This is a genomic window from Blastopirellula marina (genome assembly GCF_002967715.1).
Lineage (GTDB): Bacteria > Planctomycetota > Planctomycetia > Pirellulales > Pirellulaceae > Bremerella > Bremerella marina_B.
The window spans coordinates 139,377-158,574 of record NZ_PUIA01000051.1; the positions used below are offsets into that span (position 1 = coordinate 139,377).

The 19,198-nt window shown below is 54.7% G+C and carries 11 protein-coding genes; 8 read left to right on the forward strand and 3 right to left on the reverse strand.

Annotated elements, in window-relative coordinates:
- Positions 1-110 precede the first annotated feature (110 nt).
- From C5Y96_RS16785 to rimI, 3 genes are all read left to right on the forward strand, one after another.
- On the forward strand, positions 111-3,551 hold the full coding sequence (locus tag C5Y96_RS16785; protein ID WP_105355660.1) for a hypothetical protein: 3,441 nt from the start codon (positions 111-113) through the stop codon (positions 3,549-3,551).
- Entirely contained in the window at positions 3,548-10,015 is a 6,468-nt protein-coding gene (locus C5Y96_RS16790) for a hypothetical protein (protein WP_105355662.1), read from the forward strand. The genes C5Y96_RS16785 and C5Y96_RS16790 overlap by 4 nt, the downstream gene beginning before the upstream one ends.
- A 249-nt stretch (positions 10,016-10,264) precedes the next feature.
- On the forward strand, positions 10,265-10,780 hold the full coding sequence (gene rimI / locus C5Y96_RS16795) for a ribosomal protein S18-alanine N-acetyltransferase (protein ID WP_196782175.1): 516 nt from the start codon (positions 10,265-10,267) through the stop codon (positions 10,778-10,780).
- Here the strand turns inward: rimI and C5Y96_RS16800 are convergent.
- Positions 10,777-11,259: a YfcE family phosphodiesterase gene (locus C5Y96_RS16800; RefSeq protein ID WP_105355804.1), complete on the reverse strand. Its 483-nt coding sequence runs from the start codon at positions 11,257-11,259 to the stop codon at positions 10,777-10,779. The two genes, rimI and C5Y96_RS16800, sit on opposite strands and share 4 nt — an antisense overlap.
- Between C5Y96_RS16800 and C5Y96_RS16805 the strand changes: the two genes are divergently transcribed.
- On the forward strand, positions 11,230-12,066 hold the full coding sequence (locus C5Y96_RS16805; RefSeq protein ID WP_105355667.1) for a lysophospholipid acyltransferase family protein: 837 nt from the start codon (positions 11,230-11,232) through the stop codon (positions 12,064-12,066). The genes C5Y96_RS16800 and C5Y96_RS16805 overlap by 30 nt on opposite strands.
- Here the strand turns inward: C5Y96_RS16805 and C5Y96_RS16810 are convergent.
- On the reverse strand, positions 12,033-13,199 hold the full coding sequence (locus tag C5Y96_RS16810; RefSeq protein WP_105355669.1) for an ATP-grasp domain-containing protein: 1,167 nt from the start codon (positions 13,197-13,199) through the stop codon (positions 12,033-12,035). The two genes, C5Y96_RS16805 and C5Y96_RS16810, sit on opposite strands and share 34 nt — an antisense overlap.
- A gap of 305 nt (positions 13,200-13,504) precedes the next feature.
- On the opposite strand from C5Y96_RS16810, the gene C5Y96_RS16815 reads away from it, so the two are divergent.
- The 4 genes from C5Y96_RS16815 to C5Y96_RS16830 all read left to right on the forward strand — a co-directional run bounded on the left by C5Y96_RS16815 (position 13,505) and on the right by C5Y96_RS16830 (position 17,522).
- Entirely contained in the window at positions 13,505-15,235 is a 1,731-nt protein-coding gene (locus tag C5Y96_RS16815; protein WP_105355671.1) for a TadE/TadG family protein, read from the forward strand.
- A 458-nt stretch (positions 15,236-15,693) separates the two neighbouring features.
- The gene (gene fae, locus C5Y96_RS16820; RefSeq protein WP_105355673.1) at positions 15,694-16,191 is read left to right on the forward strand and encodes a formaldehyde-activating enzyme; all 498 of its coding nucleotides are present in this window, start codon (positions 15,694-15,696) and stop codon (positions 16,189-16,191) included.
- 145 nt (positions 16,192-16,336) lie between these two features.
- Complete coding sequence (locus tag C5Y96_RS16825) at positions 16,337-17,200, forward strand: methylene-tetrahydromethanopterin dehydrogenase N-terminal domain-containing protein (protein WP_105355676.1); 864 nt, start codon at positions 16,337-16,339, stop codon at positions 17,198-17,200.
- Positions 17,201-17,282: 82 nt separating this feature from the next.
- Positions 17,283-17,522 (forward strand): hypothetical protein, encoded by a 240-nt coding sequence (locus C5Y96_RS16830; protein ID WP_105355678.1) that lies wholly within the window; start codon positions 17,283-17,285, stop codon positions 17,520-17,522.
- 4 nt (positions 17,523-17,526) lie between these two features.
- On the opposite strand, the gene C5Y96_RS16835 is transcribed toward C5Y96_RS16830, so the two are convergent.
- On the reverse strand, positions 17,527-19,152 hold the full coding sequence (locus C5Y96_RS16835) for an outer membrane protein assembly factor (protein WP_105355680.1): 1,626 nt from the start codon (positions 19,150-19,152) through the stop codon (positions 17,527-17,529).
- Positions 19,153-19,198: the final 46 nt, after the last annotated feature.

Consider the following 19,198-nt stretch of genomic DNA (forward strand, 5'->3'; position numbering starts at 1 on the left):
TGCAAGTTCAGGACACGTTCTCCACGGCAACTTGCTGGTGCTTGGCGTTCCCCCATGTTCGTTGGGGGCTCCTTTTCAGACTCCTCCTATCACAGATATCTCCCGACTCCATGAACACCGCGTGCCGAGAACATGGTTCCGCACTGCCGGGGCACAGCTATTGTTGCTGGTCGCGCTGGGTCGGCATCGCGCTATTCGCGCTGGTTTTTGTTGCACTCAGCGGTTCGAATCATCTGCTGCATGCCCAAGCAGGTACAACCGGATCGAAAATCGAAGAACGAGAACCCGAAATCATCTACCTGCCCATCAAAGATGGGGCGATTGCCGAAGGCGGTCCTCTTGAACGCGTTCTTGATTTTCCGGCCGAATCGTTCCGAGCCTGGTACAAAGATGTTTACCTGAACCGAAACCCCAAGGACCTTCCCAAGTATTCCTTAGAAAACGTCTCAGCAGACATTCAAGTCCAGGGTCCTAACGCCCTCATCCATGTCACCTACGAAGTCATCCCGCATGCTTCAGGCTGGATTCGGATTCCAATCGGTTTACAAAACGCCATTATTCGATCGAGCGTGGAAGTCTCGCCATCCATGCCGGTACGACCAGATCGTCCTCAAAGCGGTACGACCAGCGGCGGATATGCTTTGTGGTGCGAAGTTCCGGAATCAGATAGCGGACTTCTTTCTCCCCAGCCGGCAGAGACGATCACGTTTCGCGTGACCGCGCTGCTGCCCCTCGCGACGCGAGGAGATGAGACTTCGCTAGAAACCAACCTGCCGGTCGATACCAAGTGCGTGGTCAAGCTGGACATGCCTCAATCGGGTGCCAACATCTCTCACAAGGGGAGCATGGTCGTTAAGGATCCGACCGAACCACCGCCAGTCGACCACAGCCAGCAACACTTGGAATACGCCGGTGGAAGCCTGGGCTTAAGCTGGCGGTTCGATGATCAGGCCATGGAGGAGCAGCCGGTCAATCTGAAGGTGAAGGGAGAACTGGCTGTTTCGGTCGACGTGGACGATACCGTCACAACGATTGCCAAACTACAAGTCGAAAGCACGACCATTCCGTTTGATTCGTTCGTCGTCGAGATCGACGACGATGCCGAGTTCATTCCCCCGGCGACTCCTTCTGCCGTATACGAGATCCATCCGCTCGAGCGGCAAGGTCAGGCGTTTGGCAATCGCTTGCTGGTGGAATTGAGTGAAGCAACCAAAGCCCCCGTTTCTGTGACCATCAACACCAAACAAACCGATCCCGTCCCCGGCGAACGAGGCAAACGGCGTTTTACGGTCGGCCAGTTCAACGTTTTAGGATGTGATATCCAGGATGGCCGTCTGAGCCTTACCGCGGCCGGCAATGTACACGTGACCTGGGATACCCCACGCGTCTTGCGCGAGCAATCGTCGCGAGGAAGCGATGGCATGAACTACCGTGCTACGTTTTCTTACGATCAGCAACCGGCGGCGCTGGTTTTACACACGCTGCCCATCCAATCGACCGCCCGAGTTAAGACAGACTATGAACTTCATGTCGGTAAGCTCAATTCGCAGCTTGTCGGTAAGCTTTCCTATCGCTTACCACGTACGTACAACGACGACCTGGTTATCGACCTGAATGGTTGGAGCATCGACTCTGTCGACACCCAGGGTGCAGCGCAATGGCAAATCGGCGAGGGAGACGCCAACCAATTAATTCTTCCCCTAGCTGGTGAGACAGGTGCCGAAGCCATGACGGTTGCTCCTTACCGCACCATCGAAGTCAACATCAAAGCCCAGCGAGAGCATCAAGGGGAAGACCCTACCGAAGTCAGCCTGCCGTGGCCCATTCCTCGCGCCGAACCGTTAGGGACGGCAACAGTGACGGCTATTCCAGATAACGACATCGAGATCCGCTTTCAGTCAGAAAAAAGCGAAGGCTTCCAACTCGACCGCAGTCGCAGCCAGGAAGTGGAACTCTCTGGCGAGCGAGGAACGATTGTCCTGCGTGCAGCGCCTTCGCAAGAGTCGCTTTTGTTGGGCCTTCGCCTGACACCGGTGGTGCCTCGCTTGATTGTGGGCTCTACGGCAACCGTACGATTGGTCGAAGGCATTGACCATGCGGCAGTGACCCACGAGTTCACTCTTGAGCCATTTCACAGTTCACCAGAACAGGCCGTTTTCAAACTTCCTGAAAACATTCACTTCTTCGAGGTAACAACGGCCGTAATCAATACCGAAGATGTCGCGGGGCAGCGTATCGGCCTGGGTGACAATCAGACGATGGTTTATTCGCTCTCTGATCTTGCGCCCCCCTATCGCATCAAGTTGATGTACAACTCGCCGCTGGAAGAGATTGCTCCGGGTAGCAGCGATTACCAATTGAATTTGATGACGCTCGAATCGACAAGCCTGATCGAAAAGGGAATTGATGTCGACTTCAAGCCATTAGAGCTGACGTTCGAGTCTTCCCAGGAAGTAGACGTCCTTTCCGAGACAGAAGACTGGCGTTCGTTCACAATGAGTCAGCAGGGACAAACCGTGCAACTGCCAGGCGACCAATATAGCCAGGTCCAGTTCTCGGCTCCGTTTTTGACTCCGAAGACCGATGATCGTGTCGTCGTCGACTTCCATTGGCTTCAAGTCGCACTGACCCCGGACGAACGTCGAGATCGAGCTGTGTTCACGCTTCGCACGCTTGCTCCCCATTTAACCATTCAACTTCCCGAAGGCGCGCGACAGCCGGAAGTGTATTGGAATGGAATCGAACAGCCGTTTACCTCAGACGAAGATCGAATCCAACTCGAAATTCCTGAACACCGTGAGACGGGAAGAGACCGATTAGAGGTCTGGTACAAGTTTCCGGTTGGCGAGGGGATGAAATCGTCCCTCATAATCAATTCTCCCACGATCAAAAACTCGGTTTTGGGGACCAGCCAGCCTGGACGAGAAGGGGGATACACGTACCTGCAGATCGTTTCACCTGGAAACTGGCTCATCCTTTCTGCGTCGGGAATGTCCGATGAAATGGATTGGTCGTGGAACGGTGGGCGGTATCGTCGCACGGCTCGTCTAACGCAAAAACAGTTAGAGGCATTGGCAAACACCAACATCTCGACCGTCTATCCCGAAGGGATGCATCGTTCCTTGTACAGTACGATTGGACCGGTCGAGAACGTACGCGTGTCTTCGGCCAAGACGAGTTCACTGATGCTCCTGTTTTCCGGGCTTGCCCTGGCTGTGCTACTCATCCTGTTCTATCTGCCTCAGTCTCGACATGTACTGGTGTTCGGAGTTGCCGCGATCGTGGCGATTGGGGTGGCCGTTACGTATCCCGATTTCGCAGTGCTGATTGGCGAGATGTCCACGCTCGGTATCATGTTGGCCATCTTTGGAATTGTTCTCTATCGACTCGCATCATACCGTGCCCCTGTGAAGTCCGCCGTGCGCGCGAGATCTTCCAGCGATAGTCAGGCTTCGGTACCAGTGACATCTCAGTCTGCTGTCGCCGGGAATTCGGCGGTTTCCACGACTTCCATGCCTGCCGCGGTTCAGTCCAGCGGACAATCTCGATGATCGATTGGCTTCGTAAAACGCTCGGTATCTTCCTGGCGGCATTTGTCATCACAAATACCTACCATGCCCCGTGTGCTGCGCAAGAGACGAACGCCGTCCAGACCATCGAATTCCAACGCGTCTACGTGCCAGAGAATCGTTCGCAAGAGTGGCCTCGATCCGGCTTCGAATTCGCGCCCCAGATGCAGCTCAACGATTTCGAAAAGCTGATTTCCGAGTTTGCGCGAAGTCAAAACGACCTCACTGAAGACCTGGCAGTGAGCAGCCTTACCTATCATGCTACGCTCAATGGGCGTACGCTTCAGGGGGAAGCAGAATTTGAAGTCGAAGTACCGCCAACTGAAACCTCCGGGTTTATTTCGCTGAAGAACTCGAACCTGTTCTACTTCGATCAGCATCAGCGGCTTTCGTCGATGCCGACCCTTTGGGTAGGTGGCAACGGTTCGCGGACTGGCATCTTCCTGAAACAGATTCAACCCTCGTTCACGCTCGATTGGAGCTACCAAGCGACCGCTAGAAGCAGCGACGAGTTGACCGTCGATTTGAGCCTGGCGTTTGCCCCTAAAGTTGATTTCTACCTGGAACTGCCTTCCCAATGGCAAATGGTCCTTCAGGAAGGCATTTTGCTTGACGGCCCGAACATCTCGGATGCCAGCGGTGAAGAAACAAACACCTGGCACCTCAGCCCGCAGTGGCAAGGCAAGCTTCGGTTTTCGCTACTCTCAAGTGACCGACTTTTTCAGTCAGATGCCGCCGTAGCGACGCAGTCAACTCGCTATCACGTTCAAGATAATGTTTGCGAGGTCAACACCCAGGTTTCCCTCCAGTCTCCGCCGCAAGCCACGCTGGATCTTTCGATCCCTAAAGACCTGATCGTGACCCGTGCTTCTGTGAATGGGCTGGTTTTGGAGAACCTTGACCTGCACGATACGGCGGAAGGAAATCAGTCGCTGATCATCCCCCACACCGTTTTTACAATGGGAGAAACGGCGGCCATTTCCGTTCAAGGATTATCACCGATTACGATTGGGAATTATTCTCGTATCGACCTGCCGATCATCAGCACCACCTCACAGCCCACCGAATCGCACGTGGTAGCGGTGCAATTGGATGAAGGAATCAACCTTTCCTTCTGCACGCTCAAGAACGCCCAACAGGTCGAATTCGTCCCGCACAACTCGCTGGGCAGGTCAAACCTTAAGTTTCGACTCTTCGACGAATCGGCTCAGATTGGCCTGCAACTGTTCCGTCGACAAAGCAAGCTGCGCATGTCGATGGGACATAAGGCTACCGTCAACGACCTGATGATTCAGTCTGATAGTGTGCTTCACTTACTTGAGCGCGATAACCCTACCGACCACCTTGAGCTTCCTCTATCGCCAGGCTGGCAGGTCGAGTCGGTTCAACGATTCCCCGAAGGCACGGCCGTTCGCTGGGAAGAAACGACACGCGATCGGCAGCGTCTGCTGCGAATTGAAGACGTGTCCGAGATGGTCGATTTCCAGGTCCGCTTGCGTCGTACACGTGAAAATGACTTTGGGAACCTGAAAATCGCAGACTTCCGCCCCTTCGATTTCCCGCCGGGCATTGGACACATCGAATGGCTTTCGGTGAAGCCTGCTGCGGGATTCGATCTGCAACTAGAACCTGAAGGCCTGGTTGCCCGCCATTTGATCGCGGACGCTCCGGTCGATATCCAGCGTATGTTCGGCACGAAGTGGCAAATCCCTGCGTTTGAAATCCGCGGACGATCCGATCTGCAACACGTGACCCGGGTTACGCGAAAGCGGGCAACCTACGACGCTGAAATCGAAGTGCAAATCCGAGCCAATGAATCGTCCACACGCCGTCAGGCTTCGATCCGTTTGAGCGGCATTGGCCTGTTGCCTGAGACCATTTTCGTCTGGTCGACGCAACCCTGGTCACAGGATGTCACCTGGACTACTCCCGATCTGGCCCCGATTCGCTGGACAGCCATCACGACCTCGGCCGGCGAGGGCCCTAATCAGCGTGATCCGTATTTTATTTACGAATTGCGACCGCCATCGGACAGCACGTTCCCTTTGATCTTGCGCGGTAACTTCCCATTACAAGACACACCGTTTTCCGATCCTCTTTTGCTGGCGGTTCCTTCTGCTGAGTCTCAGTCTGGTGTGCTGACCCTGACAACGCCAGCGACATGCCGCCTTACGGTGGATCCGGCACTGCTCCGTAAGATCTATCTCGATTCCGATTTCGGTACTTCGTCAGAAGTTACAAGACTTGAATACCGTCCCGACGAGATCCGGCGTCTGGCCGAAAACATTTCGCAGTTAGTGAATTGCCAGTGGCAAGGGGGGCAGCCGCTGCCAGATATTTTCTCGACCCAAGCGAACCACTGCATCAGCGTCGAAAACAACGGCCGACAGCGGATGAACTCGGTTTGGACGATCGTTAGTCAACGTTCATCCACCGCCGTATTCACTTTACCCAATGGAGCCCGGGTCGATCTAATTCAGTGGGCTGGAGAACCCTGGACGCTCTGGAAGCAAAGTGGGCAAACGATCGAGGTCGAGGTTCCGGAAGCCGTGTCTTCTGCCGAACTCGAAATGCACTACCAAGTTAATCCAGGCCCGATTTCTCTGATTCGTTCCATTACACCGGAGTTTGCCACAGCCGCATTTCCAACTTCGACTGACGAACGAGAATTCGCGCTAGGTAGCCTGGTCCAGCGAGTTGAATACCCTAGTCCGCGCTGGTCTACGTTTGGTGATCGAATTCGCAATGGGCTTTGGTCCGGACTATTTCAAGCCGATCTGATCTCCGGAGACCAACCGCCACAAGATCTCAACGACAGCGTCATGCCGCTTCCATCAGGATCGATTTGGGTTGTTCATCGCGTTTCCTTGTTAATGGCCAGCCTCACGCTGTTCATGGTCGCCCTGTTCGGCGGTGCCTATGGCTTTCTGAAGATGCCGCGAGTCTTCTGCGTATTGCTGCTGGTGCTGATCCTTTTTGTCCCTTGGCTGCCAGACGTCACCGCTCCTTTGACATCGGCATATTTTCTGGGCCTGATACTAGGGGGCATTGGCTCCTACTTACTCATTCCGCCGGCGATAGCCGATCGGAAATATCCCACAGGATCGACCGTGACCGTGACCAGTTTGGTCGTGGCGTTCACGCTTTGCTGGCTGAACCAAGGGGCGACTCCCACCATGGCGCAGGAACCGATGGCGGATTCCGTGCGGAAAACCACCGTATATCCGGTTCTTATTCCGATCGATTCCCAGCGTAAGCCGGTCGGACAAGCCTATCTTCCCCTGCCGCTCTACGAACGTTTGAGCGATTTGTCGGACCAACCCGAGGACATCATTCCGCTTTGGATCGTTGAAGGAATGCGTTATGAATTCTCCGTCGTCGACTCGCTAGAGTTGACGCCTGAGATAACCGTAACGACCCATATCGAATTGGTCACAGCGAAGACCAATCAGACCATTCGACTCCCGTTCGATTCCAAGCTAGGGACTGGCCTAGATACGGCCGTCGATCAAGTTGGAATGAACTCCGATACGGGAAGCATCCTGCCCAATCCATTCGAAACGACCACGAATGAACTGGTTCTTTCGCTCAAAGAGATGGGGCACCACACGATCGTGATTAAGAGTCGCGTCCCTCTGCAGCAAAGCGAGAGTACCCCTCCGAGCTTGCACATTGACACTCCCTCGCTCGCCAGCACGGCCGTTACCATCGCCGATTCCATGCAGTTGGGCTCTCCACTGATTCGTTTCAATAATCGAGAAATCTCCGTCGAGGCTTCGAGCATCCGGCAAACCATCCCACTGGGAACTGTGACAGGTTTCGACTTGGAATGGAAGTCTTCAGAACTCCAATCAACGTTCGAGTTTCGGGAGTTGGATTTGCTTGAATTCAACGACGAGAATGTTCAACTTCGTGTCCGGCTGGATCTGACGAACCGTCCCACCGAGATCGGCCCGATCCTCATTGCCGTCGACTCGCGGCTGACGCTCGATATGCAGCAAGCTCTGGGCTGGACCGCGGAAGTCAAGTCGACCAGCATTTCCGCCTCAACGCGTACCTATGCCATTCATTTGCTCGACGGCGATACACCTATTCAGCAAGTCGACCTCCGATTCTCGCTCGAAGGTGCGCAGCAGGTTGGGCAGCTTCGTTTTCCCAATGTCGAAGTCATCAATGGATTGCTCCAACGCCGGTGGGTGGCAGTCGCCGCGACGAGTCAATTGCAGGTGCAAAGCCAGGCCCAGTCACGAGTCAGCATCCTGTCGCAAGAAGAGTTCCTAAGAGAATGGAAGGAAGAAGAACCACGGTTTCGCTTTGCCGTTGCCGTTGGCACCATGGAGCCGCTGGATTGGCTTATTTCGACCCGTCCCATCGCAACTCGCGGTAATGCAGATCTTCGCTATCGCCTGAAGTTTGACGAAGATGGCTATGATTTCGACATCAAAGCCCAGATCGAAACCTACTCGGGCAAGCCCAAGCAGTACGTCGTCGAAATGATCCCTGGCTGCGAGGTGGAATCGGTCCAGTACCTGGTCGATGGCCTCTTGCGTCCGATCCAGTGGCACTACGATTCGAAGAGTGGAGAATTGGGCGTCTTGCTGTTGACCGACGTCAGTGGGCTCCAGGAACTTGCCATAAACGGAAGAAAATGGCTTTCTCCCCAAGTGCGCGACGTGAAGATGGCCCCCATCAAGATTCGCGAAGTTCACACCCAGTCGAGCCGTGTCCAGATCACTCGTGATCACTCGGTGCTGGTCCGCACTCCTAGCACCATGAACCTGATTCCAGTGCAGGAAGAAATCTCCGAGCCCAACAACGATCGAAGCGTAAGTGTCGGAATGTGGCAGGTCGTTGATCCGGCACTCCCACTCGAATGGCAGATACTTCCCAACAACGTGGTGATATCCAGTGACCTTTTAACGGTCGTCAACCGACTTGATAGCCAGTGGCGGCTGAAATGGGTTGGCAAGATCGACATCCGCAGTGGGAGTGTTGGCTATCTCCAATGGTTAGTGCCCAAGGAAATCGAGTTGGATGTAACTTCAATCGACGGATTCGACGTAACATCGCGGCTTCTTCCGGACGAATCTGCGTACGTCTATACGTTCGTCCCTCGATCGACACTGCCCAGTTCGTTTTCTTTCGAGTGGCAGGGGACTCTGAAAACGACGCCTGGACGGCGTGTTTCGTTTTCCCCAATCCGATTGATCGGCCAACATCGCGTGAGCCAATGGGTCGCAGTTCCTCGTGAAGTGGACGACCAGGAGGTCCTCTGGTTATCCCAAGCGTTGCGTCCAACGACTGTGTCTGATCGTTGGCTAATCGCCAACTCGCCAGTAACGCATCAACTGCTTAATGCCACGCGGCCAGACTATGTCTGCCAGATGATGCAGCGAGCCAATCCTACCGGCAACCCTGTGGTTAACAGCCTGGAAACGACGCTTCAGCTTGATTCCACCGGAAGAGCCATCGGCCTGACACGCATTTCCGTTCTTCCCCAAGGCAACAATGCTGTCGAATTCAAGATCCCCAATGAGGTCCAAGTTCTCGGACTCTCGGTCGATTTCGATCATCAACGCCACATCGAACATAAGACCGATCGCATCGTCCGCATCCCATTGAAGTCAAACAGTCTCCCGCAGGTAGTGGAAATTGCTTTCTCGTCGAAGTTAGAACCTAGCCAAGATCAACTGTATTACGAGCTCGAACGTCCGTCCCTAAACTTTTCGACCAAGGCCGAAGAACTGCTTCGCATTTCTCTACCTTCTCAATGGACACTTGAGAATGCACCTCATCTCGACCGAGTGGCTTGGAGCCGCGACCAGGTCACCTCGGCGTTTCAGCTAAAAGATGCATCGCGCGACACACAATCGGGGCTCTCAACCGCCGAAATTCAACGTTGGGACAGTCTTCGAATGGAACAGGCATTCACGGCCGTTTCTCAATTTCAAGAGGTACTCCGCCAACAGGGTGAGACCCCCGACAATACGCTGGACATCGTCACCAAACTGCTAGGAGACAATGCGACCGAAGTAGAATCGTGGGCCGTCTCTTCAGATCCTCTGAAGCGGCAAACCTCGGATGCGTATTACGCGGCAGCTCCAACAATGGGTGAGCGTTTTCGTTACTATCGACTCTCAACACCTTCAGGCCCGCTTTCCATCCGCCAGACGTCACCTCACACGTATTCCTACTGGCCACCCATTGCGACAAGCCTGCTTGCCTTGGTGGCGATTGGGCTTCTCGTGGCGACACCCCCGCTTCTGGTTCAAAAGTTTCACCATGCACGAGGTTGGATGAGCCGCAATCCCCAGGTCTGTGGCGTCCTGGTAGGACTCTTTTGGTGGCTATTCCTGCCACCCCATTTCATTGGTTTACTGCTGATTGGGATCGTCGTCTGGGCCTCGCTTCCCTTCCGAGCCAGTGCCCTCTTGGGGCGAAGTTAGCGCAACAAAAGAACTATTCTACGTGGTTTAACAGCTAGCGTCCGACGTGACCATTTCATCGCGCAAACGGGCCTGCTTTCGGCTTGGCACATTTCGCCAATTCTGATAGGTTACCGCTTCCTCAGACAGACAATCCGAGCCGGTCGTGAGGAGGAGGCCTTTCCGAGATCGATGCGAAAGGCAACCAAACGATTGGCATTAAACGCTCTCGGCTAAATACAGCTTTGGCTATTTCGGAAGGAGTCCGGCATGAGTCAAATTAGTCAACGAACTCTACCTGTTCATATCCGTTGGATGATTCGACGTGATATGCAAGAGGTTCTCGATATTGAAAGCCTCAGTTTTGAATACGCCTGGAGCGAAGAAGAGTTCGTCAAATGCCTTCGTGAACGCAACTGCATTGGCATGGTTGCCGAACACGAAGACCGCATCGCCGGATACATGATTTACGAGATTCTCAACACGCGGCTTCATCTCTTGAATTTGGCCGTTGCCCCATCCATGCGTCGCGCCGGCGTTGGTCGCCAGATGATTGGCAAGCTGGTATCCAAGTTGACCCATCGTCGACGCCGACAGATCCTGCTGGAAGTTCGAGAAACGAACCTGGAAGCTCAGAAGTTTTTCCGCAGTCTCGATTTCAAAGCGATTTCGCTTCTGCGTGACTTCTACGAAGATACCACCGAAGACGCCTACCTGATGCAGTACAAGCAGCTTGAGTCCGGTGGTTACACTCCTGTCAATCGAATTGCCCGTCTGGCCAGCTAAACTTCAATGATCTCGTGATGCATTGTCATGAGATCGACGATGGCGATCGTGTGTCGGACAGCCCGAAAGAGTGCTCCGGGGTTAATAACCAGCGTGTGCCCCACCTGGCGAACATTTACCTGGTGGGTATGGCCTGAGCAAACCAGGTCATACTCTTCACTGCGGATCATTCGCATCAACAGTGCCGGATCGTCGCCATGGGTCATACCAATCCGACGACCAGCAAGCTCGATATCGGCAACCTGACCGTAATACTTGCCGCCGCATGCTTTAATCTCTTCTTCCAGCACAGTGCGGCTATCATCCGTGTTGCCATAGACGTAGTGTGTCGGCCACTTCGAGAAAATCTCGACAACGCCCGTACTCCCGATATCACCACAATGTAAAACGTGCTCTACTGAGAACGTTTCCAACATGTACGCGGCCGACTGGGCAAAACGGCTGTGCCCATGCGTGTCGCTTACAATTCCAATTTGCACTTTGTACCCCCTAATCCCGATCAAGAATTGAACGTTTTGTTGGTACTCGGCCTGGCAGCATCCACCTTTCTGGTGGGGATTACTGTCCTTTGGCTTTTTGCTCGCCGTACAGAATACACCATAGTCCAATTTCTATTAGATCGCACGGCTTTTATCTTATTGCGATTTCTTTGGCGAACTAAGGCCCCCAACGAACTTCCGCTCTCGCAAGATCAAGGTGCGGTGATCATTGCTAATCATCGCAGCAGCGTCGACCCATTCTTTATCCATTTGGCCGCCAAACGCCGTGTCCGCTGGTTTGTTGCCCGCGAATTCTTTGGCAACTGGTTCTTTGGCTGGTTCCTTCACGAAACAGGTGCCATCCCGACACGACGCGGGGGAATCGATAATGTGTCAGTCCGCGAGGCGGTGAAGCTTCTCCACGAGGGAAAATGGGTGGGCGTGCTACCAGAAGGTCGAATCAATACCTCAGACCAGTTCATGATGCCCGTTCGCCCTGGTGCCGCTCTGTTAGCTCGCAAAGCCAACGTCCCCATTCTGCCGGTGTACATCGAGGGGGCTCCCTATCACAAAACGGTTACCAGCCCCTTCTTCATGAGTGCCCATGTTTCCATTACCGTGGGCAAACTTATCTACCCGAGCGAGTTTCAATCGGACCAAGCCATGATCGTTGCCGCGGTGAAAGCGATTGCCCAACTTGCCGGTCACTCCGATTACGAGCCAACCCTTGCTGGTAAGAACTGGAAGCCGACCCCTGAAGAGTTAGCTCAGAATCAACCGCCGCCTGAAGATGAACCCTCGGCATAGATGATTGCGTCTAGTTGCGTTTCACTTGCCACAAGGGCTTCTTCCACCAGCGATTCTCCATTGCCATCGGCATACAGCGTGCAGACGGGATGACCCTGCTCAATGATGGTCCCTGGATTTGGGATGTCACCAATTCGAGGCGCAAGCAGCGAATAGGGATTACGAAATGCAAACGCATCATCCATGCGTTCCACCATCTCTTCGGTGACTCGCAGGCTCCGTTTCGCATAGATGATGCGCATGCCGCTCACCCCCACAGCATACTGCGGCAGAAGATCAACCTCCTGGTTTAAGCAAGCCTGAAGGTGATGCTTCATCAACCCATCGTCGCGCATTCGTTCGTGCAGAGGCATTGTCGCCGTCCAGCGAGGGTTTACTTCTAAAAGAACTGGCTCGTCAGCCTCAAGATAGTCGAACCCCCAAAGCCCCTTCATCCCAAATTCATGGTAAATCGCATGAGCGATAGGCTCGATAGCCTCAAAATTCGGCGGATACGTTGAGATTGCCCCAGCAAAGACAAACGGCCCCGGTGCACCATAGTCAGTTCCTACCAAGAGTCGACTTGTCCCCACGATCCAACTTTCATCTCGCATTGATAAAACTACCGCCGACATCGGCACGCCCAGCATCCTTCGCTGAACATAGAATCGGTGGGGCAGTGCAGGCAGCACACTTACCATTTCCATGTTTAAACCACCTGCCGATTTGAAGGGTTTGAGCAGCCACTGGTCGCTCAGTTGCGGATGAATCGGATCGAATGCCGGATCGTAAACGCGATGCGTTTCGGGAAACGCAAAGCCATTTGCCTTCGCCAGGTCCGCCAGCAAAAACGGATCGCGAACCAGTCGAAGCGTTGTCGCTGAATTTCCCAGCAAACGCTTTTCGCCAGCCATCCGCTGGATCAGCCGCGGATAGTTCTCCATTCCTCCGGTGTAGCACCAGGCATCCATGTCAGTTTCGCGCAGCCACCGCGGGGCCGACCAGGGATAGCTTTTCAGTGCCCTGGCTTCACCGATTTGCTGCAGATCATAGTCCGCAAACAGATCCGCGGCCGCAACCGAAACCCCGCTACGGACGAGAGATGCGGCCATTGCCCGGCAACTGGCACCAATCAATCCGATACGACTTACCATGTTCTCTCCAACTACGTGTCCACATTCCGCGCAATCTGGAAGGTTTTTCCCATCCTCGAGATCAGACGTAACCTACGTTTGTAATTAGCAAGGACACTCGTCATCTCTCTCCTTCAGAGAGGTTTGCCGCAGAAGGCTGATCGCCATGTGTTGCCAAAAAGCATCATCGATCAGATGGAAGCGAACTCCCTAAATCTCGTTTCAGATCCTTTTAAATAGTTGGGTTGCCCCGAGCACGCCAGCACGAAATTCCCCTCGGCTCGCCGCAACCAAACAAACTTCTTCCAATTCCCAGGAGAGAGTTTATGTTTCGCCGATCGACTTCCCCCGACGAGGAAATGTCTTACGTAGGTTCCCAGCGAAAACGCGGCATTATCGTCGTGCTGTCCGCGGTACTCATGATTGTCATGATGGCGATGCTCGCTTTCAGCATCGACGTTGGCTACATGTACACCATGCAGTCGCAATTGCAACGTAGCGTCGATGCGGCCACGCTGGCAGGTGCCGGTTCGTTGATCAATGGCGAGGACGCAGCCACCGATGCCGTTCACGAATACCTCGTTCGCAACCCAGTTGGAACGCAGTGGAAAGAATACGATAACCAGCCCATTGATAAAAGTGTTGCCCACTTCATGGACAACTATTCTCAAGGGTTGACGGTCAACTTTGGCGACTGGGACAGTTCAACGCAAGACGTCGTTCCTTCGGATCGCCCGGCATCGACCGTCAAAGTCAGTATGCGGTACGACAACATGCCGTTCTTCTTCGGCCATTTGCTGGGTCGAGATACCTTCAGTGTCCAGGCGAACAGCGCTGCCGCCTATCAGCCTCGCGATATCATGGTTGTTCTGGATCTATCCGGGTCGATGAACGACGACAGTGAATTTAACGCGTTCAACACGTTAGGCGTCGATCACGTCACCGCCAATCAACTTCAAATGTACGAAGAACTCGGTTCCCCTATCTACGGGAACCTGGAGTTTGAACCGAAGTGGGCAGTCGCCAAAGGTCCGGCACCTCAGATCGACTCCCAAGCCCAGGTCACCGTCGAATACCAGTACGACACCGTCGTCGTCAACTCGACCAAGTCGTACGATCGGATTCGCGTTCGTCGACAGAATGGCGATATTATTACGTACTACCCCAGCGGTACCACCGGAACTTACACGCCGGGTGGCCAGGTTCGCGAAGTCTGGGCATATAGCGGCAAGAACGCCGACAACTCCAACCAGGTTCACTACTTCGACTTTACTCGCCGCGATACGTTTATCACCGCCCTCGGACTCGACACCGTCAACTATCCGTACAGCGGAAACTGGGACAGTTACGTCAACTACTGTACCTCCAGTAGTGGCCAGAACAAAAACGCCGGTTTCCGTTACAAGTTTGGCTACCAGAACTTCATCGTCTACTTGCTGGAACAACGATCGCTTCACAGTCAGTCCACCGATATGTGGAAGGCCAGTGCCCAGCCAATCACTGCTTTGAAATCTTCGGTGGCCATGTTCGTCAGCTTTATCCAACAGGCCAACGCCGACGACCAGATGGGGCTTTCGATGTACAACGGGCCGGGAGGCGAGGGTATTCTCGAGTCGACTCTCTCGGATGACTTCGGCTTTATCACGGCCCAGGCCAATCAACGTCAGGCCGGGTACTACCACAACTACACCAATATCTCTGGTGGTATGAAGGTGGCCCGCGAAGAACTGGACGTTCGAGCTCGGCCCGGTGCCTACAAGATGATCGTCTTAATGACCGACGGTGTGGCCAACTGGTACAACGGCGGGGTGAATAGCTCAGCCGCTCGTGATGCCGTGATCAACGAGGCTCACCTGGCTGCCGAAAAAGGTTACGTGATCGTCACCATCAGTATGGGAGCCGGTGCCGACACCCACCTCATGCAACAAGTGGCCGACATCACCCAAGGCTCACATTTCAACATTCCCGGTGGCAAGACTGGCGACGAGTATGCGGAAGAACTGACCGAAGTCTTCCAGAAAATCGCCGGATATCGCCCACTGCGATTGGTCCAGTAAGACCATCGCAGGGAACCGACTCTTCCCGCCAGAGGCCGTCGTGCACCGCTGCCCGCGCGACGGCCTCTTCTCCTTTCGAAGCCTGCGACTTCGTAGTTTGAGGTTTCCAGTATTCTGATTTCCGCCGGGAAGAGCTTCGCTCCTAAGGAAAGATCCCACACATCTTTCATCCCTACACAAAACGGAATACTGAAAACTTCACACTCCCTCAAATCTCTACCGGCTATATGCCCTACCATCAGCCCCCACCACTACTTGCAATTCGGGCATAGTCTGCTATCGTCTTGGCTGTCGGGTGGGTCAAAGTCTTTTTGCCCCTCGGCTTTTCGGGGCTTTCGATGCGTCTTGAGCCTCGTTAAATTAAACGAGTCCCACAGGCCTGCGTTCCGACATCTACTCATGAAAGTCGACGCGGGCATCACCCCGTATCCTCTTAGTTCACGCACGGAGAATCCCGGATGTCGATGTATATCGGAGAAGCCCTCGCTGGCGATGGCAACGAAGTCGCGCATATCGATCTGATGATCGGTTCCAAGGACGGCCCTGTTGGCCACGCTTTTGCTTCGGCCCTGGTCAATCAAACCGCCGGTCACTCCAACCTGCTGGCTGTTTTGACCCCCAACCTGGCCGTTAAGCCTGCAACCGTGACCATCACCAAAGTCACCATCAAGAACTCGAAGCAAGCCGTCCAGATGTTCGGCCCAGCCCAGGCTGCCGTCGCTAAGGCCGTTGCCGACGCTGTCGAACAAGGCGTCATTCCGAAGGATCAATGCGAAGATCTCGTGATCGTGTGTGGTGTCTTCATCCACTGGGAAGCCCAGGACGATAAGAAGATCTACGACTACAACTACGAAGCGACTCTGCAGTCGATCAAGAATGCCATGGCTGGCAAGCCAACCGCCGACGAAGTCATCGCCGGTAAGGAACAAGCGGCTCACCCATTCCGCGGTTTCTAACGAAGTGTTCCGCTTCGGCACCAAATTCTAAGTCCCGCGAGGCTTCATTGAACGCCACGCGGGACTTTTTTGTGTCGATGCTGATCGAGATTCCTACCATCGAGTCCGCTAATCGATCGCGGCCCCCTTCATTGAGCAACTCCCAATGAAAAACATCCTGCTCCAACTCGACACCGATATCCAGCCCAGCACGTTCGATTCGGTCGTCGCCGTCGATTCAGGTGCCGAGGTCATGTTTCGTCATGGTGGCGTTACTCCCGATCAGGTTGCAGGGCTGGTCCATGGTCTCATTTTCACAAGAGCACCCAGCAAGCTGAATCACTCGGCGATCTATGTCGGCGGATCGAATGTCGATAAGGCGGAAGCGCTGCTCGCTGCGGTGACCAAGAGCTTCTTTGGTCCCATGCGTGTGTCGGTGATGATGGACGGCAATGGAGCCAACACCACGGCCGCCGCCGCGGTGATCTGTGGCGCGCGGCATCTCGAATTGAAAGGAACCCAGGCGCTTGTCTTGGGCGGTACCGGCCCCGTGGGACAACGCGCCGCTCGACTCTTGATTCGGGCAGGGGCCAACGTTCGCCTCGCTTCCCGCTCGCTGGAAAAGGCCCAAGCAGCTGCCGAGCAAATTGCCGCGGACGTCCAGTCAGGTTCCCCTGAACCGGTCGCCACCACGGATAATGCCTCCACCGCCGCGGCCCTTGAGGGCGTTCAACTCCTGATCTCCGCCGGTGCGGCCGGGGTAACCCTGGTTCCCCAAACCATTCGCGAGAACGCGAAGGATCTGAAAGTCGCCATCGACTTGAACGCCGTTCCGCCGCTAGGTATCGAGGGGATCGGCTTCCAGGACAAAGCGACCGAGAATCTCGGTCAGATCTGCTACGGAGCCATTGGCGTTGGTGGCACCAAAATGGCCATCCACAAGGCGGCCATCGAGCGACTCTTCAGTCGCAACGATCTGGTTTTGAATGCCGAAGAGATCTTCGCATTGGGAATGGAACTTGAAGGTTAAATTTCACTGCGTGCTATCACCTGCGATCGGTCGACAATAGAAGAGTCGACTCGATAGATCTTAGATGTAGGGGAGAGAACGCATGCGAAAGTGGATGCTGGCATTAGCCGTGCTTGCGGGCACAGCCGTAGGATCATCCGCCCAGGCCGCTGGTCCAGCTCAATACTGGATCGTCGCTCCAGAATCGACGGCATCTCCCATTCTGACGCCTCGCCAGAAAACCCGCTATTCCTACGGCTGGTTCGGCGTGAGCCAGCCCTATCGAACCTCAGGCTATCATCGCGGGTATCAGAATACGTACATCGATTGGACGTTCCGCTAAGCAACTAGCGAGCCGCACCCACGAAGAAGCTGAAGACCTGCGTCTGGTCGGTATCGGCGTGGTTGATTGGGAAGGCAAAGTCCAACGCGATCGGAGCCTGACCAAGTGCTGGCACCGAGATGCGAAGACCAAAACCTGGGGCCACGTCGAAGTCGTCCCACACGATCTTGGTCGATTCTTCGACCGCACCAACGTCAGTGAAGAGCACACCTTTGACCATGTCGTCGGCCGTGATCGGGAAGGTATATTCTACCGACCCCAACAGGCGGAACGGACCACCGACAAATACGTCGCCCGACTTCGGACCAACACGTCGGAAGTCGAAACCACGCAGCGTCGAGAAACCACCAGCGTAGAAGTTCTCGAAAATTGGCGTATCGGCACCGGAGAAACCAGCCCGCGTCGAAAAGCCCAACGTATGCCGCCCGGAACCGTCTGGGCGTTCGCCCAGCAGGAAGTACTGTCGGAAGTCGACTTCTGCCCGCGAGTAGTTGTACTCGCCGAACGCTTGTTCCAAGTTGATCTCGAACAAGTGACCTTCGGTCGGAGCGAAAGCCAAGTCGCGGGTATCGTGCGTGATACTCCAACTTCCGGTGTAAAGATCGTTGCTACCAAGTACCGCGTCGAGTTCCGGTACGCCAGGTACGCGAGGATCGCTGATCTCGACGTCTTCCATACGCAAGCTGACGGCCGTCGAAAGGTCAGGCGTCAGACGGTAACCCAAACCAACTCGGCCACCCACACGCTGTTCGTCCCAGTCGCGATAGATGCGGTTGAAGAAGTAACCACTCAAGTTCAAGCTGACGCGGGTATCAAACAGATACGGCTCGCTGAAGCTCACCATGTAACGCTGAACCTGGGTACCTGGCATGGCTTCGATACGGAACCCCTGCCCTGCCCCTCGCCATGCTCGGCCATTCCAAACATCGTCGAAACGGGTTGGGTAGCGTCGCCAGTCGAAGTTTCGTTCGTCGATCACGATCGAACCGGTCACACCGGCATCGGAGTTGATACCCACACCAAACTGGAATCGCCCGGTTTGGGCTTCTTCAGCACGAATGGTCAGGTCAGCTGTACGACCTGGATCGTAGTAAGGGTTCGGAGTAATAATCGCATCCGGCCCAAGGGGTGGATCATAGATACGAGCACCACCCAGTGGCCGACCATTGTTCGGTGGATAGCCATAAGGATTCAACGGTCCGGTAACCGGGGCCGGAATCGGAGGGCTGCTGTAGGGATAACCTGAGGGATCCTGACTATACATGCCGGTCTCAGGATTCGATGGTGAAGGATAACCCTGCTGGTACTGAACCGGTTGAACCGGTGTTGAGTACTGCTGATACGGATCGTAATTGCCTACCGGAGCACCGGAGGCAGGCATGCCATTTCGGTATTGGTTTGGATTGCCGGGGGAAGACTCGTATGCTGTGCGATCATACGAATCCCAGTTCTGTGCGCTTCCTGGATAACCCTGTGTATCGCGTCCCTGCACATTCCAGTTGGGAGCCGCTTGTTGCCCGTAGCTTCCGCTATTCCAATCTTGAGCCGAAGCTGAGTTCCAACCGGCAAATGTACCAGCAACGAGACTCAGAGCGAGGGTTATCTTCAGCAGTTGTCCGCTTCTGTCCACCTAGGGGTCCTCATTCAGCGTTGGCGCTCGGGGGGGAAATCGAGCT